Genomic DNA, 24,310 nt, shown 5'->3' on the forward strand with positions numbered 1-24,310 from the left:
GGGAATTATTGATTCAGTTCGATAAATCCAAAAAAATTGTTGGGGTATCGCCAAGCGGTAAGGCTCTGGTTTCTGATACCAGCATTCCGAGGTTCGAATCCTCGTACCCCAGCCAATTTAAAAAAGTCGCTCACTTGTGAGCGCACCCGTTGGGGTATCGCCAAGCGGTAAGGCTCTGGTTTCTGATACCAGCATTCCGAGGTTCGAATCCTCGTACCCCAGCCACTTAGTAACAAAAAAGCTCGCTTCGGCGAGCTTTTTTGTTTTTATCGTCCGCCGTTTTCAGCGCACGCTAGCATCAAGCACCTCCCCGGCTTCGCGCAGCGCAGGCCGGGGAGCCGCTTAGCTACAGCCCCAGCGCATACTTCAGCGCCTGACGCTTTAAAATGCCCGCCCGCGCCGCCGCCATCAGGCCGATATTGCGCAGCGCGCGCACCGGCGCCAGATCGTTACTGAAGCCAACGTAAAACAGATCCATCCCCGACTGCATAATGAAATTATCGGCTCTCCGCCGCGTCTGATAGCGTTTGAGCACCGGCAGGCTGTCCCACTCCTCACCGCGATCCCGCGCGCGCGTTAAGACATCCAGCAGCGCATCAACGTCGCGATAGCCGAGGTTGACGCCCTGCCCCGCCAGCGGATGAATGGTATGCGCGGCGTCGCCCACCAGCGCCAGACCCGGCTGCACATACTGCAGCGCGTGGCGGCGGGTCAGCGGAAACGCGCCGGCGCTTAGCGGCGTGACATCGCCACAGCGCGACGGAAAGTGGCGCCCGATCTCCTGCCTGAGCTGCGCCATGCTCATCCCCTGCAGCTGACGAATTCGCGCGGGGGTGTCATACCAGACCAACGAGGCCCAGCGATCGAACAGCGGCAGAAACGCGCGCGGCCCGGACGGCGTAAACTGCTGCCAGGTGCTATCGCCGGGATCGTCGGCGCACTGGACGCTAATCAGCATGCAGGACTGCTGGTACTGCCACGCATGTACGCCAATACCGGCCAGCCGACGCACCTCGGAGTTTGCGCCGTCGGCGCCGATAACCAGCCGGGCCGCGCACTCGCCGCCGTCGCTCAGGCGCAATTGCGTATGCCCAGATTCGCGCAGCAGCGCCTGCAGCGAAACGCCAACCCGCAGCGTGACCTGCTCATGCGCTTCCAGAGCCTGCCACAGAGCAAGCTGCAGCACGTTATTCTCAACCATATATCCCAGCTCAGACAGCGCCAGCTCCGCGGCATCGAAGGAGACGTGGGCCGCTTCCCACTCCCAGGTCTCGAGACGACGATAGGGATGCACGCGCATCGCGCGTATCGCCTCCCAGACGCCGAGGCTTTTCAACAGCCCGACTGAAGAAGAGCCGATCGCCGAAATGCGCACGTCCGGCGGTAGCGCCGGATCGAAGGCCGCGGGCGCGGCCTTCTCGATCACCGTCACCGTAAAACCGCGCTGCGCCAGCCCCAGCGCGAGGGCGCCGCCGACCATTCCACCGCCAATAATGGCGATATCCGTTGCGTGAGTTGTCATGGCAATTATCCTTAAAACCTCAATCCGTTCAGTTTACCGGATTTTCAGGCGCCCTGCGGCGATTACGCTCGCACTGGTCAGGGCACGACCAAAGCATTACAATATGCCCCCTGCAATCCTGGCTATACTCGTCGTTTTTCAAATTGCAGGTGCCCTGGCAGCGCCCGGTCCCCTGGCGAGCTGCGATTTTGCGGCCTGCCGCCTGCAATTCGAAATTCATAGAGCGTCTGTACCCGTCATTTTGGATATCTATAATTGAGCATGAGCATGTCGATGACAAAAAAACTCCATATTAAAACCTGGGGCTGTCAGATGAACGAATACGATTCATCAAAGATGGCCGATCTGCTGGATGCCACGCACGGGTATCAGCTCACTGAAATCGCGGAAGAAGCGGATGTACTGCTGCTCAATACCTGCTCAATCCGTGAGAAGGCCCAGGAAAAAGTCTTCCACCAGCTGGGCCGCTGGAAATTACTGAAAGAAAAAAATCCCAACCTGATTATCGGCGTCGGCGGCTGCGTCGCCTCGCAGGAAGGCAAGCTCATCCGTCAGCGCGCCCACTATGTCGACATTATTTTTGGCCCGCAGACGCTCCATCGCCTGCCGGAAATGATTAACTCGGTGCGCGGCAACCGCCGCCCGGTGGTCGACGTAAGCTTCCCGGAAATCGAAAAGTTCGACCGTCTGCCGGAACCTCGCGCCGACGGACCGACGGCGTTCGTCTCCATTATGGAAGGCTGCAACAAGTACTGTACCTACTGCGTGGTGCCCTATACCCGCGGCGAAGAGGTCAGCCGTCCTTCTGACGATATCCTGTTCGAAATTGCCCAGCTGGCGGCTCAGGGCGTCCGCGAGGTCAACCTGCTCGGACAGAACGTTAACGCCTGGCGCGGTGAAAACTACGACGGCACCACCGGCAGCTTTGCCGATCTGCTGCGTCTGGTCGCGGCGATCGACGGGATCGATCGCATTCGCTTCACTACCAGCCACCCGATTGAATTTACCGATGACATTATCGACGTCTATCGCGACACCCCGGAGCTGGTAAGCTTCCTGCATCTGCCGGTTCAGAGCGGCTCTGACCGCGTGCTGAACCTGATGGGGCGCACCCACACGGCGCTGGAATATAAAGGCATCGTTCGCAAGCTGTACGAAGCGCGGCCGAATATCCAGATCAGCTCCGACTTTATCGTCGGCTTCCCTGGCGAAACCAACGACGATTTCGAAAAGACCATGAAGCTGATTGCCGATGTAAATCTCGACGTCAGCTACAGCTTTGTCTTCTCCGCGCGGCCGGGGACGCCGGCGGCGGATATGGTCGACGACGTTCCGGAAAAAGATAAGAAACAGCGCCTGTATATTCTGCAGGAGCGCATCAACCAGCAGGCGATGGCCTGGAGCCGCAGGATGCTCGGCACCACCCAGCGTATTCTGGTCGAAGGGACCTCCCGCAAGAGCATTATGGAGCTCACCGGGCGCACCGAAAATAACCGGGTCGTCAACTTCGAAGGAACGCCGGATATGATCGGCAAGTTTGTCGATGTCGAGATCGTCGACGTCTACACCAACTCGCTGCGCGGAAAAATCGTGCGTACCGAAGAGGAAATGGGGCTGCGCATTGTGGAATCACCGCAATCCGTCATCGCGCGGACCCGTAAAGAAAACGATTCGGGCGTCACGCTTTATCAGCCTTAATCCGTTCAGGCCTGCCGGCTCCGGCAGGCCTTGTATTTCCTCTCCCGGACCCAATATTCATAGCAATGCTTGCGCCATATTCCCGTGACGTGAATAATTTCCTTACCCGCCGGGGTAACGCCTGCATGAAGGCGGGTATACCTTTTTACCGCCCGGCAAAACGCAGATAAGAGGAACAGCTTGAACACAGAAACCCGTGAAATCACCCTGGAGCCAGCGGACAACGCGCGCCTGCTTGGACTGTGCGGCCCGTTTGACGACAACATCAAACAGCTTGAGCGCCGGTTGGGCATCGAAATCAGCCGCCGTGACAATCACTTTAAGCTGACCGGACGCCCAATATGCGTGAACGCGGCTGCGGATATTCTGCGCAGCCTGTACGTCGATACCGCCCCAATGCGCGGGCAGATTAACGATATCGAGCCGGAACAGATTCACCTTGCCATCAAAGAGGCCCGCGTGCTGGAGCAGAGCGCCGAGAGCGTCCCGGAGTACGGCAAGGCCATTAATATCAAGACCAAGCGTGGCGTTATCAAGCCCCGTACGCCAAACCAGGCGCAGTACGTCGCTAATATTCTCGACCACGATATCACCTTCGGCGTCGGCCCTGCCGGGACCGGGAAAACCTATCTGGCGGTTGCCGCCGCGGTCGATGCTCTTGAACGTCAGGACGTGCGTCGTATTCTGCTGACCCGCCCCGCCGTTGAGGCCGGTGAGAAGCTGGGCTTCCTGCCGGGGGATCTGAGCCAGAAGGTCGACCCCTATTTGCGCCCGCTGTACGATGCGCTGTTCGAAATGATGGGCTTTGAGAAAGTTGAGAAACTGATCGAGCGCAACGTGATTGAAGTCGCGCCGCTGGCCTACATGCGCGGCCGTACGCTGAACGACGCCTTTATCATTCTCGATGAAAGCCAGAACACCACCATCGAACAGATGAAGATGTTCCTGACCCGTATCGGCTTTAATTCTAAAGCGGTGATCACCGGCGACGTCACCCAGATTGACCTGCCGCGCAGCACCAAATCCGGCCTCCGCCACGCCATCGAAGTTCTGGCGGAAGTCGATGAAATCAGCTTCAACTTCTTCAATAGCGAAGACGTGGTGCGCCACCCGGTGGTTGCCCGTATCGTCAATGCCTATGAAGCGTGGGAAGAAGCGGATCAAAAACGTAAAGCAGAACTGGCCGCCGAGCGCAAACGCGAAGCCCAGGAACAGGAGCAGAAATGAGTCAGGTCATTCTCGATTTACAGCTGGCTTGCGAAGAGAACGGCGGGCTGCCGGATGAAGCGCAGTTTCAGCGCTGGCTGGATGCCGTGATCCCGCAGTTCCAGGAAGAGTCGGAAGTTACCGTTCGCCTGGTAGACGAAGCCGAGAGCCACGAGCTAAATCTGACCTATCGCGGCAAGGATAAGCCGACCAACGTCCTGTCATTCCCCTTCGAAGCGCCGCCGGGTATCGAGCTGCCGCTGCTCGGCGATTTGATCATCTGCCGCCAGGTGGTTGAGCAGGAAGCGAAAGAGCAGGAAAAACCGCTGGAAGCGCACTGGGCGCATATGGTTATTCATGGCAGCCTGCACCTGCTGGGCTATGACCATATCGTTGATGAAGAAGCGGAAGAGATGGAAAGCCTCGAAACAGAGATAATGCTTGCTCTGGGCTATGAGGATCCGTACATTGCCGAGAAGGAATAACCTGCCGCCGGCTTTGCCGGCGACTGGCCGCTATGCCGGGCGCTGAGTATACGCGCGACGTGCGACGATTTAACTAACATGAGAACCCACACGACGCCATGAGCGACGACAACTCACACAGTAGTGACACAGTAAACAGCAAAAAGGGATTCTTCTCCCTGTTACTCAGCCAGCTCTTTCACGGAGAACCCAAAAACCGTGATGAACTGCTGGCGCTGATCCGTGATTCCGGGCAGAACGATCTTATCGACGAAGATACGCGCGATATGCTCGAAGGGGTAATGGACATCGCCGACCAGCGCGTCCGCGATATTATGATCCCCCGCTCGCAGATGATTACCCTGAAACGCAACCAGACCCTGGACGAGTGCCTCGATGTCATCATCGAATCCGCCCACTCGCGTTTCCCGGTGATCAGCGAAGACAAAGATCACATCGAAGGGATTCTGATGGCCAAAGATCTGCTGCCGTTTATGCGCAGCGACTCCGAAGCCTTCAGCATGGAAAAAGTGTTACGCCCGGCGGTTGTCGTGCCTGAAAGCAAGCGGGTCGATCGCATGCTGAAAGAGTTCCGCTCCCAGCGTTATCATATGGCTATCGTTATCGATGAGTTTGGCGGCGTCTCCGGTCTGGTGACCATTGAAGACATCCTTGAACTTATCGTCGGTGAGATCGAAGACGAATACGATGAAGAAGAAGATATCGATTTTCGTCAGCTGAGCCGCCACACCTGGACGGTCCGCGCGCTGGCCTCCATTGAAGACTTCAACGAAGCCTACGGCACCCACTTCAGCGATGAAGAAGTTGATACCATTGGCGGACTGGTGATGCAGGCCTTTGGCCATCTGCCGGCTCGCGGCGAGTCTATCGACATTGATGGTTACCAATTCAAGGTCGCAATGGCCGATAGCCGACGTATTATCCAGGTACATGTCAAACTTCCTGACGACGCGCCGCAGCCGAAGCTGGAAGACTAATCACACGGGACGATTAACCTAAATGGTATTTGCCTCTCTTCTCGAACGCCAGCGCGTACGCCTGCTGCTGGCGCTACTATTCGGAGCCAGCGGAACGCTGGCTTTTTCTCCTTATGACATCTGGCCCGCGGCGATTATTTCGCTCATCGGCCTGCAGGGCTTAACCCTTAACCGTCGTCCTTTACAGAGCACCTGGATTGGTTTCTTCTGGGGCATGGGGTTGTTCGGCTCGGGGATTAACTGGGTCTACGTCAGCATCGCGCAGTTTGGCGGCATGCCTGGCCCGGTCAACGTGTTCCTCGTGGTGCTGCTGGCGGCGTATATGTCGCTGTACACCGGGCTGTTCGCCGGCCTGCTCTCCCGCCTGTGGCCGAAAACCAGCTGGCTGCGCGTCGCCATCGCCGCGCCGGTAGTCTGGCAAATCACCGAGTTCCTGCGCGGCTGGGTGCTGACCGGCTTCCCGTGGCTGCAGTTTGGCTACAGCCAGATTGACGGCCCGCTGAAAGGCTTAGCCCCGATCGTGGGCGTCGAGGCGATTAACTTCCTGCTGATGGTGGTCAGCGGCCTGCTGACGCTGGCCGTCGTCCGGCGCAGTTGGAAACCGCTGATCGTCGCCGCGGTGCTCTTCGCCCTGCCCTTCCCGCTGCGCTACATCCAGTGGTATCAGCTGCTGCCGGAGCGCGCGACCGAAGTGTCGCTGGTGCAAGGCGATATTCCTCAGGCCCTGAAGTGGGATGAAAAACAGCTGTTCAACACGCTGAAGACCTATCTGGATCTGACCCAGCCGCATATGGGCTCATCCCAGCTGATTATCTGGCCCGAATCCGCCATTCCGGATCTGGAGATCAATCAGCAGAATTTCCTCACCATGATGGATGACCTGCTACGGTCGAAAAACAGTTCGCTGGTGACCGGCATCGTCGATGCCCGGCTGAACAAGCAGAATCGATACGATACCTACAACACCATCATTACGCTGGGCAAGGATAACCCTTACAGCTACGGCTCTACCGATCGCTACAACAAGAACCATCTGGTTCCGTTTGGCGAGTTTGTACCGCTGGAATCGATTCTGCGTCCGCTGGCGCCGTTCTTCGATCTGCCGATGTCCTCCTTCAGCCGCGGCCCGTACGTTCAGCCGCAGCTGGTGGCGCACAACCTGAAGCTGACGGCCGCCATCTGCTACGAGATCATTCTCGGCGAGCAGGTGCGCGATAATTTCCGCCCGGATACCGACTTCCTGCTGACCATCTCCAACGACGCCTGGTTTGGCAAGTCGATAGGCCCCTGGCAGCACTTCCAGATGGCGCGCATGCGGGCGCTGGAGCTGGCGCGCCCGCTGCTGCGCAGCACCAATAACGGCATTACCGCCGTCATTGGTCCTCGGGGGGAAATTCAGGACATGATCCCGCAGTTCACCCGCGCCGTGTTAACCACGAAGGTGACTCCGACGACGGGCCTGACCCCGTACGCCCGTACCGGCAACTGGCCGCTGTGGTCGCTGACCGCGCTGTTTGGTTTCGGCGCGCTGCTGATGAGCCTGCGTCAACGCCGCCGCTAAGCCCTTCTCCGCCCCGCCCCGGTGAGACGCATCGCCGGGGATTTTTCTCTTCCCGCCTAATCTGGCACGCCCATTGCTTAATATACTTACATCGCGCCGCTATGGCTGCTGGTACAACCGGGTTGCACCACAGGTAAACCTGCTGCGCGCTATTTTGGTGCAATGAACGATTTTTGCCTTTAAATGGTGCGGACCACTTCGCAAAAATAAACAATATAACAGCAAAATCTTTACATTAAGCCAAACTAAATGCTAACAAACACATACAAACGCTGCACTTAAAGGCAGCAGCGATAATAAAACACAGACACACTCACAATGGGCATCAATGGCGTCCCTGGCGCTGCGGATAAGGAGTTGGATATGCAATTACGTAAACTGGCCACAGCTATGCTGGTCATGGGTATGACCGCCGGCCTGGCGCACGCGGAAGATGCCGCACCGGCTACAGGCCAGAGCACTCTGGATAAAATTGCCAAAAACGGCGTGATCGTCGTTGGCCATCGCGAATCATCCGTACCGTTCTCCTACTACGATAACCAGCAGCAGGTCGTCGGCTACTCGCAGGATTACTCCAACGCCATTGTCGATGCTATCAAGAAGAAGCTGAACAAACCTGACCTGCAGGTAAAACTGATTCCGGTCACCTCGCAGAACCGTATTCCGCTGCTGCAAAACGGGACCTACGATTTCGAATGTGGCTCCACGACCAACAACCTGGAGCGGCAGAAACAGGCTGCTTTCTCTGACACCATTTTTGTCGTCGGCACCCGCCTGCTGGCGAAAAAAGGTGGCGCGATCAAAGACTTTGCTGACCTGAAAGATAAAGCCGTCGTGGTCACTTCCGGGACAACCTCAGAAATTCTGCTGCATAAGCTGAACGATGAGAAAAAAATGAATATGCGCATCATCAGCGCCAAGGATCACGGCGACTCCTTCCGTACTCTGGAAAGCGGCCGCGCGGTGGCCTTTATGATGGATGACGCGCTGCTGGCCGGCGAACGCGCTAAGGCCAAGAAACCGGACAACTGGGAAATCATCGGCACGCCGCAGTCCCAGGAAGCCTACGGCTGTATGCTGCGTAAAGACGATCCGCAGTTCAAAACTCTGGTAGACGACACCGTCGCCAAGGCGCAGACCTCTGGCGAAGCGGCAAAATGGTTCGACAAGTGGTTCAAAAACCCAATCCCGCCGAAGAACCTGAATATGAACTTCGAACTCTCTGAAGATATGAAGGCGCTGTTCAAATCACCTAATGACAAGGCTCTTAACTAATTAAAAAAACAAGGGGCAGGACATCCTGCCCTCCCGATTGTTGTCACAGCACGGACAGACTATACGGTGGCTGGTCGTTCCCCAGCCGCCGCGAATACCGAAGTACGCTGGACAAGGATCTTCGAGGGTAGCGCTGCTACCCTTTTTTTTCCAGGAGTCATTTATGTCAATAGACTGGAACTGGGGGATATTCCTGCAACAGGCCCCGTTCGGCAACACCACCTATCTGGGCTGGCTATGGAGCGGCTTTCAGGTCACCGTCGCCCTGTCGGTTACCGCCTGGGTTATCGCTTTTCTCGTCGGCTCGCTCTTCGGTATTTTACGTACCGCGCCTAATCGACTGTTATCCAGCATCGGCACCTGCTACGTCGAACTGTTCCGTAACGTTCCGCTGATCGTGCAGTTCTTTACCTGGTACCTGGTCGTGCCGGAACTGCTGCCGGAAAATATCGGCATGTGGTTCAAGTCCGAGCTGGACCCAAATATTCAGTTCTTTATCTCCTCCATGCTCTGCCTCGGGCTGTTTACCGCCGCCCGCGTGTGTGAGCAGGTGCGGGCGGCGATCCAGTCGCTGCCGCGCGGGCAGAAAAACGCCGGGCTGGCAATGGGCCTCACCCTGCCGCAGACCTATCGCTACGTGCTGCTGCCCAACGCCTATCGGGTTATCGTCCCGCCGATGACGTCGGAAATGATGAACCTGGTAAAAAACTCGGCTATCGCCTCCACCATCGGGCTGGCGGATATGGCGGCGCAGGCGGGCAAGCTGCTGGATTACTCCGCCCACGCCTGGGAGTCGTTTACCGCAATTACCCTCGCCTATGTGTTCATTAACGCGGTGATTATGCTGATTATGTATGTGGTTGAGCGCAAAGTTCGCCTGCCGGGCAATTTGGGGGGCAAATAATAATGTACGATTTTGACTGGAGTTCCATCGTTCCATCCATGCCGTATCTGCTGGCAGGACTGGTCATCACCCTGAAAATTACCGTTATCGCCATCGTTATCGGTATTGTCTGGGGCACCCTTCTGGCGGTTATGCGTCTGTCGAGCTTTTTACCTCTGGCGTGGTTTGCCAAAACCTACGTCAACGTATTCCGCTCCATCCCGCTGGTGATGGTGCTGCTGTGGTTTTATCTGATTGTTCCCGGCTTTTTACAGAACGTGCTTGGCCTGTCGCCGAAGACCGATATCCGGCTCATTTCGGCCATGATTGCGTTCTCCATGTTTGAAGCGGCGTACTATTCGGAAATTATCCGCGCGGGAATCCAGAGCATCTCCCGCGGGCAGTCCAGCGCCGCGCTGGCGCTGGGGATGACCCACTGGCAGTCGATGAAGCTGATTATCCTGCCGCAGGCCTTTCGCGCGATGGTGCCGCTGCTGTTAACCCAGGGGATCGTCCTGTTCCAGGATACCTCGCTGGTCTATGTTCTGAGCCTGGCAGATTTCTTCCGCACCGCGTCCACTATCGGCGAGCGTGACGGAACCCAGGTCGAAATGATCCTGTTCGCAGGTGCCGTTTATTTTGCAATTAGTCTCAGCGCATCGCTGTTGGTCAGCTGGTTGAAGAAAAGGACTGTGTAATGATTACCCTGAAAAACGTTTCAAAATGGTATGGTCACTTTCAGGTGCTGACCGATTGCTCCACGGAAGTGAAAAAAGGTGAAGTGGTAGTGGTTTGCGGGCCGTCCGGCTCGGGAAAATCAACGCTGATTAAAACCGTTAACGGCCTGGAGCCGATTCAACAGGGCGAGATAACCGTTGACGGCACTCAGGTGAACGATAAAAAGACCAACCTCGCGAAGCTGCGCTCCCGCGTCGGGATGGTATTCCAGCACTTCGAGCTGTTTCCGCATCTGTCGATTATCGACAACCTGACGCTGGCGCAGGTAAAAGTGCTCAACCGCGATAAGGCCGCTTCCCGCGCCAAAGGCCTGAAGCTGCTGGAGCGCGTGGGGCTTTCCGCCCATGCGGAAAAATATCCGGCGCAGCTTTCAGGCGGCCAGCAGCAGCGCGTCGCCATCGCCCGCGCGCTGTGCATGGATCCGATTGCCATGCTGTTTGACGAACCGACCTCGGCGCTGGATCCGGAGATGATCAACGAAGTGCTGGACGTCATGGTCGAACTGGCAAACGAAGGGATGACCATGATGGTGGTGACCCACGAAATGGGCTTCGCTCGCAAGGTCGCCAACCGGGTGATCTTTATGGATGAAGGGAAGATCGTCGAAGATGCCGATAAAGAAGCATTTTTCGCCAACCCACAGTCCGAACGCGCAAAAGACTTCCTCGCCAAAATCCTCCACTAACGGTCAGGCGCGCACGGGTCCGTGCGCGCTGTTCACGGCAATTCTCAACGCAATATTAAGGTTCGAACGGCCGGCGCTGGAACTGATCGTGGCCGCACTTCGGGCAGCGCGGCAGCACGTCCGGGGTGTAAACCGCCAGATGGTAGTGGCACTTCTCGCACACCAGATTACCCAGCCCGACCACCTCGCCGCTATGGTACACGCCGTGGTGGTTCAGGTCCTGAAACACCTCGCGCCACTCCAGCTGAGTTTTATCCGTAATATCGGCCAGCTCCTGCCACAGGCTCTCCTTTATGACCCGCATAAATACGCTGTCCGTCAGCTCATCCTGGCTCTCTTCATAGCTGCGGGCAAACTCTTCCAGATCGCGCCTTACCGCCTTAGTCAGCGTCTCAACTTCGCGATGCGTTAACTCACCAGACTGGCTGATTTTCACCCGCGCTTGCTCCACCAGCGCGTCTATATCACGCTCTCCACTGCGTAACCGTTCGCTGAGCGTTGACACCAGCTCGCGGTAGAATTGAGCAACCTTGTTCATCATTTCGCCTCCAGTGTGGTTAACTTATTCTAATAATAGACGTTATCTGCCGGCTGCTTTGCCATCCAGGCCACAGAGTCGCTAAATATTCTCCGCCGCTTTTGCCGATGTTAATGTGCGAAAGGCTGTTTTGACGTGGGCGTTTGGGCTATGCTATGCCGATCTGAGATAACACATCCATTGGCTACATATGTAGCTGTATTGAAAACAGGACCACTGGCTGCCATGCAAGAGCAATACCGCCCGGAAGAGATAGAATCGAAAGTCCAGCTTCACTGGGACGATAATCGTACATTTGAAGTCACTGAAGACGAGAGCAAAGAGAAGTACTACTGCCTGTCGATGCTACCTTATCCTTCTGGCCGACTACACATGGGCCACGTGCGTAACTACACCATCGGCGATGTGATTGCCCGCTACCAACGTATGCTCGGCAAAAACGTCCTGCAGCCAATCGGCTGGGATGCCTTCGGCCTGCCTGCAGAAGGCGCGGCGGTGAAAAACAATACGGCGCCGGCGCCGTGGACCTATGACAACATCGCCTACATGAAAAACCAGCTGAAAAAGCTGGGCTTCGGCTACGACTGGAGCCGTGAAGTGGCGACCTGCACCCCGGAATACTACCGCTGGGAGCAGAAGTTCTTCACTGAACTGTATAAAAAAGGCCTGGTGTACAAAAAAACCTCCGCGGTGAACTGGTGCCCTAACGACCAGACCGTTCTCGCCAACGAACAGGTTATCGACGGCTGCTGCTGGCGCTGCGATACCAAGGTTGAGCGTAAAGAGATCCCGCAGTGGTTTATCAAAATTACCGCCTACGCCGACGAACTGCTGAGAGATCTGGATAATCTGGATCACTGGCCGGATACCGTCAAGACCATGCAGCGCAACTGGATCGGCCGTTCTGAAGGGGTAGAAATCTCCTTCAACGTCAACGACTACGCCGACAAGCTGACCGTCTACACGACTCGTCCTGATACCTTTATGGGCTGCTCCTACCTGGCCGTAGCCGCGGGCCACCCGCTGGCACAGCAGGCGGCGGCCAATAACCCGGCGCTGGCTGCATTTATCGACGAATGCCGCAATACCAAAGTCGCAGAAGCTGAAATGGCGACGATGGAGAAAAAAGGCGTCGACACCGGCTTTAAAGCGATTCACCCGCTGACCGGCGAAGCTATTCCGGTATGGGCGGCCAACTTCGTGCTGATGGAGTACGGTACCGGCGCGGTGATGGCGGTTCCAGGCCACGACCAGCGCGACTATGAGTTTGCCAGCAAATATGGCCTCAACATCAAACCGGTTATCCTCGCGGCAGACGGCTCTGAACCTGACCTCTCCGGGCAGGCGATGACGGAAAAAGGCGTGCTGTTCAATTCCGGCGAATTCAGCGGGCTAAGCTTTGAAGCGGGCTTCAACGCCATCGCCGACAAGCTGGCGGCGATGGGCGTTGGCGAGCGTAAAGTGAACTACCGTCTGCGCGACTGGGGCGTTTCCCGTCAGCGCTACTGGGGCGCGCCGATCCCGATGGTTACCCTGGAAGACGGCACCGTAATGCCGACCCCGGAAGATCAGCTGCCGGTTATTCTGCCGGAAGACGTGGTCATGGATGGCATCACCAGCCCGATTAAGGCCGACCCTGAGTGGGCTAAAACCACCGTCAACGGCCAGCCTGCGCTGCGTGAAACCGACACCTTTGATACCTTTATGGAATCCTCCTGGTACTACGCGCGCTATACCTGCCCGCAGTACGACCAGGGCATGCTGGACCCGGAAGCGGCGAACTACTGGCTGCCGGTTGATATTTATATCGGCGGTATTGAACATGCGATCATGCACCTGCTGTACTTCCGCTTCTTCCACAAGCTGATGCGCGACGCGGGCATGGTTAACTCTGACGAGCCGGCTAAGCAGCTGCTGTGTCAGGGGATGGTTCTGGCGGACGCGTTCTACTACGTCGGCGAAAACGGCGAGCGTAACTGGGTCTCCCCGGTTGATGCCACCGTCGAGCGCGACGAGAAAGGCCGTATCGTTAAAGCCTTCGATCCGCAGGGCCGCGAGCTGGTGTATACCGGCATGAGCAAAATGTCCAAGTCGAAGAACAACGGCATCGACCCGCAGGTGATGGTTGAACGCTACGGCGCGGATACCGTGCGTCTGTTCATGATGTTCGCCTCTCCGGCGGATATGACCCTCGAATGGCAGGAGTCCGGCGTTGAAGGGGCAAACCGCTTCCTGAAGCGCGTCTGGAAACTGGTTTACGAGCACACCACTCAGGGTCCGGCCATCGCCCTCGACGCTGCCAGCCTGAGCGAAGATCAGCAGGCGCTGCGTCGCGATGTGCACAAAACGATTGCTAAAGTCACCGATGATATCGGCCGTCGTCAGACCTTCAACACCGCGATCGCGGCGATCATGGAGCTGATGAACAAGCTGGCGAAAGCGCCGCAGGAAGGCGAGCAGGATCGCGCGCTGATGCGTGAAGCGCTGCTGGCGGTAGTGCGTATGCTCAACCCGTTCACCCCGCACGCTTGCTTCACCTTATGGCGAGAGCTGGGCGGCGAAGGCGATATCGACAGCGCGCCGTGGCCGGTCGCCGACGACAGCGCCATGGTGGAAAATACCACTCTGGTCGTCGTCCAGGTTAATGGTAAGGTTCGTGGTAAAATTACCGTACCGGTAGATGCCACCGAAGATCAGGTCCGCGCCCGCGCGGGTCAGGAACATCTGGTCGCGAAGTATCTCGACGGCGTCACCGTACGTAAAGTGATCTACGTTCCGGGCAAACTGCTCAATCTGGTCGTTGGCTAAGCGCAGGAGGAAGCGTGCGATATCTGGCAACATTGTTGTTATCTCTGGCGGTGTTAATCACCGCCGGATGCGGCTGGCACCTGCGGAGTACTACCCAGGTCCCAACCGCAATGAAAACCATGATCTTCCAGTCGGGCGATCCGAATGGCCCGCTGAGCCGTTCGGTGCGTAACCAGCTGCGCCTGAACGGGGTTGAACTGATCGATGGCAGCACGCTGCGTAAGGATGTTCCTTCTCTGCGTCTGGAATCATCATCTATTCAGAAAGATACGGCCTCCATTTTCCAGGACGGGCGTACCGCGGAATACCAGATGGTGATGACGGTTCATGCCAGCGTGCTGATCCCGGGCCATGATATCTATCCGATCACGACGAAAGTCTACCGCTCGTTCTTCGATAACCCGCAGGCGGCGTTAGCGAAAGATGCCGAGCAGGATATGATAATCCAGGAAATGTACGACAAAGCGGCAGAGCAGCTGATTCGTAAGCTGCCAAGCGTCCACGTTGCGGATGTCGAAGCCACCAAAGGCGAGGAGAAGCCGGTCACCACGACCCCAGCCTCCTCCACCTCCGGCAATCGCGTCTCCACCACGCTGGGTAACTGATGATTCGGTTGTACCCGGAACAGCTCCGCGCGCAGCTCAATGAAGGGCTGCGCGCGGCCTATTTACTGCTGGGTGGCGATCCTCTGCTGCTGCAGGAAAGTCAGGATGCCATTCGCGAAGCCGCTGCCGTTCAGGGCTTTATCGAACACCATACCGCTACGATCGACGCCAGCACCGACTGGCACGCTCTCTTCTCGCTGAGTCAGGCCATGAGCCTGTTCGCCAGCCGTCAGACGCTGCTCCTGATCCTGCCTGAAAATGGCCCCAATGCGGCCATTAACGAACAGCTGGCGACGCTTATCGGCATGCTGCATGACGATTTGCTGCTGATTGTGCGCGGCAGTAAGTTGACCAAAGCGCAGGAGAACGCCGCCTGGATCACCGCCCTCGCCAGCCGCGCGGTGCAGGTAAGCTGTCAAACGCCGGAATATGCCCAGCTGCCGCGCTGGCTCGCCGCGCGCGCAAAGCAGAACAATCTGCAGCTTGACGACGCGGCCAGCCAGCTGCTGTGCTACTGCTACGAAGGCAACCTGCTGGCGCTGTCGCAGGCGCTGGAGCGTTTGTCCCTGCTGTGGCCAGACGGCAAGCTCACGCTGCCGCGCGTAGAGCAGGCGGTAAACGATGCCGCCCACTTTACGCCGTATCACTGGGTCGATGCGCTGCTGGCAGGCAAAAGCAAGCGCGTGCTGCATATTCTGCAGCAGCTCCGGCTCGAAGGCAGCGAACCCGCAATCCTGCTGCGTACGCTGCAGCGAGAGCTGCTGCTGCTGGTGAACCTGAAGCGCCAGTCGGCCCATACGCCGCTGCGCTCGCTGTTCGATAAGCATCGCGTGTGGCAAAACCGCCGGCCGCTGTTGACTGACGCGCTCACGCGCCTCGGTAGCGATCAGCTGCGTCAGGCCGTCACCCTGCTTACCCGCACAGAGCTCACCTTCAAGCAGGATTACGGAACCAGCATCTGGCCCGAGTTAGAGAGTCTTTCCTTATTGCTCTGCCACAAAGCGCTGGCGGACGTGTTTATTGATGGTTGATATGGCGCAGCTGCAGGCAATGTACGGTGGTACCTTCGATCCGGTGCATTACGGTCACCTCAAACCGGTCGAGATTCTGGCAAATCAGATCGGCCTGGGAAAAGTGATTATCGTTCCTAACAACGTGCCGCCGCATCGTCCACAGCCCGAGGCAACCAGCGCCCAGCGCAAGCATATGCTCGAACTGGCTATCGCTGACAATCCGCTGTTCGTGCTGGATGAGCGCGAACTGCAGCGCCAGACGCCCTCCTGGTCGGCGCAAACGCTACAGGAGTGGCGCCAGGAGCAGGGGCCAAAGCCGTCGCTGGCATTTATCATCGGCCAGGACTCTTTGCTCACCTTCCCGACCTGGCACAACTACGCCAGCATTCTTGATAACGTGCACCTGATCGTTTGCCGCCGTCCGGGCTATCCGCTGGTAATGCAGCGCCCGGAGGACCAGCAGTGGCTTGATAAGCATTTAACGCACGATGTCGAGCAGCTGCACCGCCGTCCCGCCGGGGCTATCTATCTGGCGGAAACGCCGTGGTTTGATATTTCAGCCACCCTCATTCGCCAGCGGCTTGAACAAGGCGAATCCTGTGCCGATATGCTGCCGGCAGCCGTCCTGGATTACATCCATCAGCAAAAGCTTTATTGCTAACCCTCAGCGCGGGTGCCCGGCCAGCGCTCCCCTTTCGGCTCAGTGAGGATGATCATGAGATTATGGTTAGTTCGTCATGGCGAAACCCAGGCTAACGCCGCCGGTCTGTACAGCGGACGGGCCCCAACCCCCCTGACCGAACGCGGCGAGGCCCAGGCCAGCTGGCTTGGTCAACGCCTGCAGGCGGTTCCGTTCGACCGCGTTCTTTGCAGCGAGCTTGAGCGTACCCAGCGCACCGCCAGCCTGCTGCTGGAAGGCAGAGAGATCCCCCGCGAGATTATTCCTGGCCTCAATGAGATGTTCTTCGGCGACTGGGAAATGCGCCACCATCGGGATTTGCAGCACGAAGATGCGGAAAACTATGCCGCCTGGTGCGCGGACTGGCAGCACGCGGCGCCGACCAACGGCGAGAGTTTTCAGAATTTTGCCCGCCGGGTAGCGGTATTTAGCGAGGAGCTGGCGCAGTATCAGCATCTTGACCATCTGCTCATCGTCGGCCATCAGGGCGTGCTTAGCCTGTTAACCGCCCTGCTGCTGGAGATGCCAGCGGCGGCGATGTGGCATTTCCCCATCGAGCACGGCGCGTGGAGCATGCTCGATCTTCGCGCAGATTTCACCACGCTGCGGGTACTAAATAGCCGGGCCGTCTGGCGGGCGGAAGAAGAATTCAGCCCAGACCATTGACAGGTCAGAGCAGGCTGTTATTCTCCGCAGCCTGAAGGTATCCGCCATACAGATGTTTTACAAAAATGGCGATGCAATCGACGGCGATGGATGGGATGATAGCCGCCTCCAACGCCCGTTGGCAGACATTTATCCCGACTTCTTTATGAGTTCAGGTATACTGCCAGGCTGTTTATTATTGTCACTCTTCACTCACCCAGGGGGAACTCTTGCAGGGTAAAGCACTCCAGGATTTTGTTATCGACAAAATTGATGACCTGAAAGGTCAGGACATCGTAGCCATTGACGTTCATGGCAAATCCAGCATTACAGATTGCATGATTATTTGCACCGGCACGTCTACGCGCCACGTAATGTCCATCGCCGACCACGTGGTACAAGAGTCTCGCGCCGCCGGCATGCTGCCGCTGGGCGTTGAAGGCGAAAGCGCCGCCGACTGGATTGTTGTCGATCTTGGCGACGTCATGGTTCACGTCATGCAGGAAGAGAGCCGTCGTCTGTACGAGCTGGAAAAACTCTGGAGTTAATGCGTGAAGCTGCAGCTGGTGGCCGTTGGCACCAAAATGCCGGACTGGGTTCAGACCGGCTTTAGTGAGTATCTGCGTCGTTTTCCAAAAGATATGCCGTTCGAGCTGTTGGAAATCCCCGCCGGTAAACGCGGTAAAAATGCCGATATCAAGCGTATCCTCGAAAAAGAAGGGGAAATGATGCTGGCGGCGGCGGGTAAAAACCGCATCGTGACCCTGGATATTCCGGGGAAACCGTGGGATACGCCGCAGGTCGCGCGCGAGCTGGAGCGCTGGAAGCAAGATGGCCGCGATGTCAGCCTGCTGATCGGCGGCCCGGAGGGGCTTTCTCCGGCGTGTAAAGCCGCGGCGGAACAGAGCTGGTCGCTCTCCACCCTGACCTTGCCTCACCCGCTGGTACGCGTACTGGTTGCGGAGAGCCTGTATCGGGCGTGGAGTATTACAACCAACCACCCTTACCACCGTGAATAATGATGACCAGGGTAGACTAAGCAGCGAATGAAATTACAGAATTCTTTCCGCGACTATACGGCTGAATCCTCGCTGTTTGTGCGCCGGGCGCTGGTCGCTTTTTTGGGGATTTTGCTGCTTACCGGCATACTGGTTGCCAATCTTTATAACGTGCAGATAGTCCGTTACACGGACTATCAGACGCGCTCGAACGAAAACCGTATCAAGCTGGTTCCCATCCCGCCAAGCCGCGGCATTATCTATGACCGTAACGGCACGCCGCTGGCGCTGAACCGCACCATCTACCAGCTTGAAATGATGCCGGAGAAAGTCGATAACGTGCAGCAGACGCTGGACGCGCTGCGTAACGTCATTGATCTCACGGATGATGATATCGCCGCTTTTAAAAAGGAGCGCTCGCGTTCCCATCGCTTCACCTCTATTCCGGTCAAGGTTAACCTGACGGAAGTGCAGGTTGCCCGTTTCGCGGTCAACCAGTACCGCTTTCCCGGCGTCGAAGTTAAAGGCTATAAGCGCCGCTATTACCCCTACAACTCCGCCCTCACCCACGTTATCGGCTATGTCTCAAAAATTAACGATAAAGACGTCGATCGCCTGGATAAAGAAGGCAAGCTGGCTAACTACGCCTCAACCCACGATATCGGCAAGCTGGGTATCGAACGCTACTATGAAGACGTCCTGCACGGGCAGACCGGCTACGAAGAGGTAGAGGTCAACAACCGCGGCCGCGTCATTCGCCAGCTCAAAGAGGTACCGCCGCAGGCCGGGCGCGATATCTATTTAACCCTCGATCTCAAGCTGCAGCAGTATATTGAAACGCTGCTGGCCGGCAGCCGCGCCGCGGTGGTAGTGACCGATCCGCGCACCGGCAGCGTTCTGGCGCTGGTTTCCACCCCGAGCTACGATCCGAACCTGTTCGTTGACGGGATCTCCAGCAAGGACTACTCCGGGCTGCTAAACGATCCGAATACGCCGCTGGTCAACCGCGCCACCCAGGGGGTCTACCCGCCTGCCTCGACGGTGAAACCTTACGTTGCCGTCTCGGCGCTGAGCGCCAACGTTATCACCCGCAATACCAGCCTGTTCGATCCCGGCTGGTGGCAGCTGCCCGGTTCCGATAAACGCTACCGCGACTGGAAAAAATGGGGCCACGGGCACCTGAACGTGACCAAAGCGCTGGAAGAGTCTGCGGATACCTATTTCTATCAGGTTGCCTATGATATGGGCATCGACCGCCTGTCGGAATGGATGAATAAATTCGGCTACGGCCACTATACCGGCATCGACCTGTCGGAAGAGCGCTCCGGGAATATGCCCACCCGTGAATGGAAGCTGAAGCGCTTTAAAAAGCCCTGGTATCAGGGGGACACCATTCCGGTCGGTATCGGCCAGGGCTACTGGACCGCAACGCCGATTCAGATGAACAAGGCGCTGATGATCCTGATTAACGACGGCGTGGTAAAAGTGCCGCATCTGCTGCAAAGCACCGTGGAAGACGGCAAGCAGGTGCCGTGGGTTCAGCCGCACGAGCCGCCGGTCGGCGATATTCACTCCGGTTTTTGGGAGATAGCCAAAGACGGAATGTTCGGCGTTGCCAACCGCGGCAACGGTACCGCGCATAAGTACTTCGCCAGCGCGCCTTATAAAATCGCGGCGAAATCCGGTACGGCACAGGTCTTTGGCCTGAAGGCCAATGAAACCTATAACGCGCACAGAATCGCTGAGCGCCTGCGTGACCATAAACTCATGACGGCGTTTGCTCCTTACAACAACCCCCAGGTTGCCGTGGCGATCATTCTCGAGAACGGCGGCGCAGGCCCGGCTGTCGGTACGATTATGCGCCAGATTCTCGATCACATTATGCTGGGTGATAACAACACGAATCTGCCGAGTGAAAACCCGGCGGTGACGGCGGGGGAGGATCAATAATGACCGATAATCCAAACAAAAAATCGCTATGGGATAAAATCCATCTCGACCCGACGATGGTGCTGATACTGCTGGCGCTGCTGACCTACAGCGCGCTGGTTATCTGGAGCGCGAGCGGCCAGGATATCGGGATGATGGAACGTAAAATCGGCCAGATCGCGATGGGTTTCGTGATTATGATCGTCATGGCGCAAATCCCGCCGCGCGTTTATGAAGGCTGGGCGCCCTATCTCTATATATTCTGTATTATTTTACTGGTGGCGGTGGATGCCTTCGGCGCTATCTCGAAAGGCGCCCAGCGCTGGCTGGATCTCGGCATCGTTCGTTTCCAGCCCTCGGAAATCGCTAAAATCGCCGTTCCGCTGATGGTGGCGCGCTTTATTAACCGCGACGTTTGCCCGCCCTCGCTGAAAAATACCGCCATTGCGCTGGTGCTGATTTTCCTGCCGACCCTGCTGGTTGCGGCTCAGCCTGACCTCGGGACCTCTATACTTATCGCCCTCTCCGGCCTGTTTGTGCTGTTCCTTTCCGGGCTGAGCTGGCGCCTGATCGGCGTAGCGGTGGTGCTGGTCGCCGCGTTTATCCCTATTCTGTGGTTCTTCCTGATGCACGACTATCAGCGTCAGCGCGTTATGATGCTGCTCGACCCGGAAACCGACCCGCTGGGCGCCGGCTATCATATTATTCAGTCTAAAATTGCTATTGGCTCCGGCGGATTGCGCGGGAAAGGCTGGCTGCACGGTACCCAGTCGCAGCTGGAATTTTTGCCGGAACGACATACCGATTTTATCTTCGCGGTACTGGCTGAAGAGCTTGGGCTGATTGGCGTGCTGGTGCTGCTGGCGCTCTATATCCTGCTCATTATGCGCGGGCTGTGGATTGCCGCCCAGGCGCAAACCACCTTTGGCCGGGTAATGGCCGGTGGTTTAATGTTGATTTTATTCGTTTATGTCTTCGTAAATATTGGTATGGTGAGTGGTATTTTGCCAGTGGTGGGGGTACCGTTGCCGCTGGTCAGCTACGGGGGCTCAGCCCTGATCGTCTTGATGGCCGGGTTTGGTATCGTAATGTCGATCCACACCCACAGAAAAATGTTGTCGAAAAGCGTTTAAAGGGGTTCGCAATGCGTAAGCAATGGCTGGGGATCTGCATAGCAGCAGGGCTGCTGGCGGCATGTTCGGGTGAAGACGTTCAACAAAAAACCGTCAGCACACCGCAGCCGGCGGTATGTAATGGCCCAAGCGTAGAAATCAGCGGCGCCGATCCGCATTATGAAGCGCCGAATCCGACGGCGAATCAGGATTACGAACGCGACAGTAAAAGCTATAAAATCGTGCAGGACCCGTCTAATTTCACCCAGACCGGCCTGGCGGCGATTTATGATGCTGAGCCCAACAGCAACCTGACCGCATCCGGTGAAGCCTTCGATCCTACCCAGCTCACCGCTGCGCATCCTACGCTGCCGATCCCCAGCTACGCGCGTATTACTAACGTCGCCAACGGCCGGATGATCGTGGTGCGCATTAACGATCGCGGCCCGTACGGCAACGATCGCGTGATATCGCTTTCGCGCGCTTCCGCCGATCGCCTGAACACCTCGAATAATACCAAAGTGCGCATCGACCCGATCGTCGTCGCGCCGGACGGCTCGCTCTCAGGCCCGGGAATGGCCTGTACCACCGTCGCCAAACAAACCTATGCGCTGCCGGCGCGTCCGGATCTGGACGGCGGCACCAGCGTCTCAGCCGATCAGCCGGTGCAAACCGACGTGCGCGCCATCAGCAACTCGACGCTGAAATCAGACGATAGCGTCGGCGCACCGGTCAACAGCAGCGGCTTCCTTGGCGCCCCTACGCCGTTGAATAACGGCGTGCTGGAAGGCAGTGAACCCGTCGCTCAGGCTGCGGCATCAACCGCGCCGGTCACCGCTCCCGGGTCCATCCAGGGCAGCGTTGCGCCAGCCGCCGCCGCGACGACTGCGGTTGCCGCCGCCTCTACCAGCTCCAGCGCTGCTGCCAGCGGTGATTATGTGGTGCAGGTTGGCGCCGTTAGCGACCAGGCGCGCGCCCGACAGTACCAGCAGCGCTTGAGCCAGCAGTTCTCGGTTCCCGGCCGCGTGGTGCAAAACGGCGCGGTGTGGCGTATTCAGCTGGGTCCATTCGGCAGCAAACCGCAGGCCAGTACCGTCCAGCAGCGCCTGCAAAGCGAAGCTCAGCTGCAGTCATTTATTACTCACGCCAACTAAACGCGTCGGACCGCCGTCCGTATCGCATTGGGCATGACAAAATCGTTAACAAAGTCATGCGCAATGTCGGATGCCGGTCCGCAGAGCATTTGTTATAGTAAGGCACTTTTTTAACTCCATCACGGATGCCGTTGTTCAGACCATGAAGATCTCTTTCACCGCACGTTTACTCGTTACGGCCCTCTCCGTTGCCGCGCTCTCCTCCGCAGCCCACGCCGATGACCTGAATCTCAAAACCATGATCCCTGGCGCGCCGCAGATTGACGCCGAATCCTGGATACTTATCGATTACAATTCAGGCAAAGTGCTGGCGGAAAATAACGCCGATTCACGCCGCGACCCGGCGAGTCTGACCAAAATGATGACCAGCTACGTTATTGGTCAGGCCATGAAAGCGGGTAAATTCAAAGAGTCCGATCTGGTCACCGTGGGCAACGACGCGTGGGCAACCGGTAACCCGGTATTTAAAGGCTCCTCCCTGATGTTCCTCAAACCAGGCATGCAGGTGCCGGTTTCTCAGCTGATCCGCGGCATCAACCTGCAGTCAGGGAACGATGCCTGCGTCGCGATGGCGGACTTCGTTGCCGGTAGCCAGGACGCTTTCGTCAGCCTGATGAACAGCTACGTCAACGCCCTCGGCCTGAAAAACAGCCACTTCCAGACCGTTCACGGCCTGGATGCCGAAGGTCAGTTCAGCTCCGCGCGCGATATGGCGCTGATTGGCCAGGCGCTGATCCGCGACGTGCCGAACGAATACACCATCTACAAAGAAAAAGAGTTCACCTTCAACGGTATCCGCCAGCTCAACCGTAACGGGCTGCTGTGGGATAACAGCCTCAACGTCGACGGTATTAAAACCGGCCACACGGATAAAGCGGGCTATAACCTCGTCGCATCGGCGACCGAAGGCCAGATGCGTCTGATCTCCGCCGTGATGGGGGGTCGCACCTATAAAGGCCGTGAATCAGAAAGCAAAAAGCTGCTGACCTGGGGCTTCCGCTTCTTTGAAACCGTGAATCCGCTGAAAGCGGGCAAAGAGTTCTCTTCCGAGCCGGCCTGGTTTGGCGATAGCGATCGCGCATCGCTGGGCGTCGATAAGGACGTGTATCTGACCATTCCGCGCGGTCGGATGAAAGATCTGAAAGCCAGCTACGTACTGAACAATACCGAGCTGCACGCACCGCTGCAGAAAAACCAGGTTGTCGGTACCATTAACTTCCAGCTGGACGGCAAAACTATCGATCAGCGCCCGCTGGTTGTGCTGCAGGAGATCCCGGAAGGCAATTTCTTCGGCAAAATGATTGATTACATTAAGTTAATGTTCCACCACTGGTTTGGTTAAAAATCGAACGCTTGAAAGTGTGATTTACATCCCCATATACTAACTATCAAAGTAACCTGATAACTCCCACATCTTGTGGGAGTTATTATTTTTTGTCGTAACACCGGAGCTGACATGAAAACCAAACTTAACGAACTGCTTGAATTCCCTACTCCATTTACTTACAAAGTAATGGGGCAGGCGTTGCCTGAGCTGGTTGATCAGGTGGTGGAAGTGGTACAGCGCCATGCGCCTGGTGATTACTCTCCACAGGTAAAGCCGAGCAGCAAAGGTAACTACCACTCGGTTTCTATCACCATCAACGCCACCCATATCGAACAGGTCGAAACCCTGTACGAAGAGCTGGGTAATATCGAGATCGTCCGGATGGTGCTGTAACCCATCCCGTTACCCGGCCCCGCGCCGGGTAATCCCCTTCCCCGCTGTGATATACTCGCTGCCTTAAATCACTTCTCTG

23 protein-coding genes and 2 tRNA genes are annotated in these 24,310 nt (G+C 57.2%); 23 read left to right on the forward strand and 2 right to left on the reverse strand.

The features are described 5' to 3' along the window. The first annotated feature begins 40 nt into the window (after nt 1-40). Together QFI97_RS20500 and QFI97_RS20505 are read left to right on the forward strand one after the other, a co-directional pair. Nucleotides 41-115: transfer RNA gene (locus QFI97_RS20500), tRNA-Gln, on the forward strand. 35 nt (nt 116-150) lie between these two features. Further along, nucleotides 151-225: transfer RNA gene (locus tag QFI97_RS20505), tRNA-Gln, on the forward strand. Between the two features lie 121 nt (nt 226-346). Here the strand turns inward: QFI97_RS20505 and ubiF are convergent. Continuing rightward, complete coding sequence (gene ubiF / locus QFI97_RS20510) at nt 347-1,522, reverse strand: 3-demethoxyubiquinol 3-hydroxylase (RefSeq protein ID WP_331850560.1); 1,176 nt, start codon at nt 1,520-1,522, stop codon at nt 347-349. A gap of 273 nt (nt 1,523-1,795) precedes the next feature. On the opposite strand from ubiF, the gene miaB reads away from it, so the two are divergent. From miaB to QFI97_RS20555, 9 genes are all read left to right on the forward strand, one after another. Further along, nucleotides 1,796-3,220 (forward strand): tRNA (N6-isopentenyl adenosine(37)-C2)-methylthiotransferase MiaB, encoded by a 1,425-nt coding sequence (gene miaB / locus QFI97_RS20515; protein ID WP_095095054.1) that lies wholly within the window; start codon nt 1,796-1,798, stop codon nt 3,218-3,220. 180 nt (nt 3,221-3,400) lie between these two features. Beyond that, nucleotides 3,401-4,447, forward strand: a complete 1,047-nt coding sequence (locus tag QFI97_RS20520; protein ID WP_095095051.1) for a PhoH family protein — start codon at nt 3,401-3,403, stop codon at nt 4,445-4,447. Continuing rightward, on the forward strand, nt 4,444-4,911 hold the full coding sequence (gene ybeY / locus QFI97_RS20525) for an rRNA maturation RNase YbeY (RefSeq protein ID WP_041144593.1): 468 nt from the start codon (nt 4,444-4,446) through the stop codon (nt 4,909-4,911). Before QFI97_RS20520 ends, ybeY begins: the two co-directional genes overlap by 4 nt. A gap of 98 nt (nt 4,912-5,009) precedes the next feature. Then, nucleotides 5,010-5,888, forward strand: coding sequence for a CNNM family magnesium/cobalt transport protein CorC (gene corC, locus QFI97_RS20530; protein WP_095095048.1), 879 nt, complete (start codon nt 5,010-5,012; stop codon nt 5,886-5,888). A gap of 22 nt (nt 5,889-5,910) precedes the next feature. Further along, complete coding sequence (gene lnt, locus QFI97_RS20535; protein ID WP_346431885.1) at nt 5,911-7,449, forward strand: apolipoprotein N-acyltransferase; 1,539 nt, start codon at nt 5,911-5,913, stop codon at nt 7,447-7,449. Between the two features lie 363 nt (nt 7,450-7,812). After that, nucleotides 7,813-8,724 carry an amino acid ABC transporter substrate-binding protein gene (locus tag QFI97_RS20540; protein WP_095095041.1) on the forward strand — a complete coding sequence of 304 codons (912 nt, stop codon included), beginning with the start codon at nt 7,813-7,815 and terminating at the stop codon, nt 8,722-8,724. A gap of 163 nt (nt 8,725-8,887) precedes the next feature. Further along, a complete protein-coding gene (locus QFI97_RS20545; protein ID WP_095095039.1) occupies nt 8,888-9,628 on the forward strand; it encodes an amino acid ABC transporter permease in 741 nt (246 codons plus the stop codon). Between the two features lie 2 nt (nt 9,629-9,630). After that, complete coding sequence (gene gltK, locus QFI97_RS20550; RefSeq protein WP_041144588.1) at nt 9,631-10,305, forward strand: glutamate/aspartate ABC transporter permease GltK; 675 nt, start codon at nt 9,631-9,633, stop codon at nt 10,303-10,305. Next, nucleotides 10,305-11,030: an amino acid ABC transporter ATP-binding protein gene (locus tag QFI97_RS20555; protein ID WP_045854468.1), complete on the forward strand. Its 726-nt coding sequence runs from the start codon at nt 10,305-10,307 to the stop codon at nt 11,028-11,030. Before gltK ends, QFI97_RS20555 begins: the two co-directional genes overlap by 1 nt. Before the next feature lie 55 nt (nt 11,031-11,085). On the opposite strand, the gene QFI97_RS20560 is transcribed toward QFI97_RS20555, so the two are convergent. Further along, entirely contained in the window at nt 11,086-11,568 is a 483-nt protein-coding gene (locus QFI97_RS20560) for a zinc ribbon-containing protein (protein WP_095097976.1), read from the reverse strand. Nucleotides 11,569-11,793: 225 nt separating this feature from the next. Here QFI97_RS20560 and leuS point away from each other — a divergent pair, with 225 nt between their 5' ends. The 12 genes from leuS to ybeD all read left to right on the forward strand — a co-directional run bounded on the left by leuS (nt 11,794) and on the right by ybeD (nt 24,231). Further along, nucleotides 11,794-14,376, forward strand: coding sequence for a leucine--tRNA ligase (gene leuS, locus QFI97_RS20565; protein ID WP_346431886.1), 2,583 nt, complete (start codon nt 11,794-11,796; stop codon nt 14,374-14,376). 14 nt (nt 14,377-14,390) lie between these two features. Beyond that, a complete protein-coding gene (gene lptE / locus QFI97_RS20570; protein WP_095095033.1) occupies nt 14,391-14,981 on the forward strand; it encodes an LPS assembly lipoprotein LptE in 591 nt (196 codons plus the stop codon). Then, nucleotides 14,981-16,012 (forward strand): DNA polymerase III subunit delta, encoded by a 1,032-nt coding sequence (holA, locus tag QFI97_RS20575; RefSeq protein WP_095095030.1) that lies wholly within the window; start codon nt 14,981-14,983, stop codon nt 16,010-16,012. The genes lptE and holA overlap by 1 nt, the downstream gene beginning before the upstream one ends. Beyond that, nucleotides 16,005-16,655: a nicotinate-nucleotide adenylyltransferase gene (gene nadD / locus QFI97_RS20580; protein ID WP_189339814.1), complete on the forward strand. Its 651-nt coding sequence runs from the start codon at nt 16,005-16,007 to the stop codon at nt 16,653-16,655. Before holA ends, nadD begins: the two co-directional genes overlap by 8 nt. Before the next feature lie 54 nt (nt 16,656-16,709). Beyond that, a complete protein-coding gene (locus QFI97_RS20585) occupies nt 16,710-17,339 on the forward strand; it encodes an adenosylcobalamin/alpha-ribazole phosphatase (RefSeq protein ID WP_346431887.1) in 630 nt (209 codons plus the stop codon). Nucleotides 17,340-17,548: 209 nt separating this feature from the next. Further along, the gene (gene rsfS, locus QFI97_RS20590; protein WP_004859547.1) at nt 17,549-17,866 is read left to right on the forward strand and encodes a ribosome silencing factor; all 318 of its coding nucleotides are present in this window, start codon (nt 17,549-17,551) and stop codon (nt 17,864-17,866) included. A 3-nt stretch (nt 17,867-17,869) separates the two neighbouring features. Then, nucleotides 17,870-18,337 (forward strand): 23S rRNA (pseudouridine(1915)-N(3))-methyltransferase RlmH, encoded by a 468-nt coding sequence (rlmH, locus tag QFI97_RS20595; RefSeq protein ID WP_041144581.1) that lies wholly within the window; start codon nt 17,870-17,872, stop codon nt 18,335-18,337. A 27-nt stretch (nt 18,338-18,364) separates the two neighbouring features. Then, entirely contained in the window at nt 18,365-20,266 is a 1,902-nt protein-coding gene (gene mrdA / locus QFI97_RS20600) for a peptidoglycan DD-transpeptidase MrdA (protein ID WP_095095025.1), read from the forward strand. Continuing rightward, nucleotides 20,266-21,378 carry a peptidoglycan glycosyltransferase MrdB gene (gene mrdB / locus QFI97_RS20605; RefSeq protein ID WP_095095022.1) on the forward strand — a complete coding sequence of 371 codons (1,113 nt, stop codon included), beginning with the start codon at nt 20,266-20,268 and terminating at the stop codon, nt 21,376-21,378. The genes mrdA and mrdB overlap by 1 nt, the downstream gene beginning before the upstream one ends. An 11-nt stretch (nt 21,379-21,389) precedes the next feature. Beyond that, entirely contained in the window at nt 21,390-22,511 is a 1,122-nt protein-coding gene (gene rlpA, locus QFI97_RS20610) for an endolytic peptidoglycan transglycosylase RlpA (protein WP_346431888.1), read from the forward strand. A 142-nt stretch (nt 22,512-22,653) separates the two neighbouring features. Further along, nucleotides 22,654-23,853 (forward strand): D-alanyl-D-alanine carboxypeptidase DacA, encoded by a 1,200-nt coding sequence (gene dacA / locus QFI97_RS20615; RefSeq protein ID WP_045854459.1) that lies wholly within the window; start codon nt 22,654-22,656, stop codon nt 23,851-23,853. Nucleotides 23,854-23,967: 114 nt separating this feature from the next. Beyond that, entirely contained in the window at nt 23,968-24,231 is a 264-nt protein-coding gene (gene ybeD, locus QFI97_RS20620; RefSeq protein WP_041144576.1) for a DUF493 family protein YbeD, read from the forward strand. Nucleotides 24,232-24,310: the final 79 nt, after the last annotated feature.

This window comes from Klebsiella scottii (assembly GCF_036561945.1).
Lineage (GTDB): Bacteria > Pseudomonadota > Gammaproteobacteria > Enterobacterales > Enterobacteriaceae > Klebsiella > Klebsiella scottii.

Bases quoted from the DNA above. Each gene is read 5' to 3' on its own strand.
- ybeD (WP_041144576.1), top strand. From the start codon at position 23,968: ATGAAAACCAAACTTAACGAACTGCTTGAATTCCCTACTCCATTTACT.
- QFI97_RS20555 (WP_045854468.1), top strand. From the start codon at position 10,305: ATGATTACCCTGAAAAACGTTTCAAAATGGTATGGTCACTTTCAGGTG.
- leuS (WP_346431886.1), top strand. From the start codon at position 11,794: ATGCAAGAGCAATACCGCCCGGAAGAGATAGAATCGAAAGTCCAGCTT.
- ybeY (WP_041144593.1), top strand. From the start codon at position 4,444: ATGAGTCAGGTCATTCTCGATTTACAGCTGGCTTGCGAAGAGAACGGC.
- QFI97_RS20540 (WP_095095041.1), top strand. From the start codon at position 7,813: ATGCAATTACGTAAACTGGCCACAGCTATGCTGGTCATGGGTATGACC.
- rlpA (WP_346431888.1), top strand. From the start codon at position 21,390: ATGCGTAAGCAATGGCTGGGGATCTGCATAGCAGCAGGGCTGCTGGCG.
- mrdA (WP_095095025.1), top strand. From the start codon at position 18,365: ATGAAATTACAGAATTCTTTCCGCGACTATACGGCTGAATCCTCGCTG.
- mrdB (WP_095095022.1), top strand. From the start codon at position 20,266: ATGACCGATAATCCAAACAAAAAATCGCTATGGGATAAAATCCATCTC.
- lnt (WP_346431885.1), top strand. From the start codon at position 5,911: ATGGTATTTGCCTCTCTTCTCGAACGCCAGCGCGTACGCCTGCTGCTG.
- ubiF (WP_331850560.1), bottom strand. From the start codon at position 1,522: ATGACAACTCACGCAACGGATATCGCCATTATTGGCGGTGGAATGGTC.
- nadD (WP_189339814.1), top strand. From the start codon at position 16,005: ATGGTTGATATGGCGCAGCTGCAGGCAATGTACGGTGGTACCTTCGAT.
- QFI97_RS20585 (WP_346431887.1), top strand. From the start codon at position 16,710: ATGAGATTATGGTTAGTTCGTCATGGCGAAACCCAGGCTAACGCCGCC.
- gltK (WP_041144588.1), top strand. From the start codon at position 9,631: ATGTACGATTTTGACTGGAGTTCCATCGTTCCATCCATGCCGTATCTG.
- QFI97_RS20545 (WP_095095039.1), top strand. From the start codon at position 8,888: ATGTCAATAGACTGGAACTGGGGGATATTCCTGCAACAGGCCCCGTTC.
- QFI97_RS20560 (WP_095097976.1), bottom strand. From the start codon at position 11,568: ATGAACAAGGTTGCTCAATTCTACCGCGAGCTGGTGTCAACGCTCAGC.
- dacA (WP_045854459.1), top strand. From the start codon at position 22,654: ATGAAGATCTCTTTCACCGCACGTTTACTCGTTACGGCCCTCTCCGTT.
- corC (WP_095095048.1), top strand. From the start codon at position 5,010: ATGAGCGACGACAACTCACACAGTAGTGACACAGTAAACAGCAAAAAG.
- holA (WP_095095030.1), top strand. From the start codon at position 14,981: ATGATTCGGTTGTACCCGGAACAGCTCCGCGCGCAGCTCAATGAAGGG.
- miaB (WP_095095054.1), top strand. From the start codon at position 1,796: ATGACAAAAAAACTCCATATTAAAACCTGGGGCTGTCAGATGAACGAA.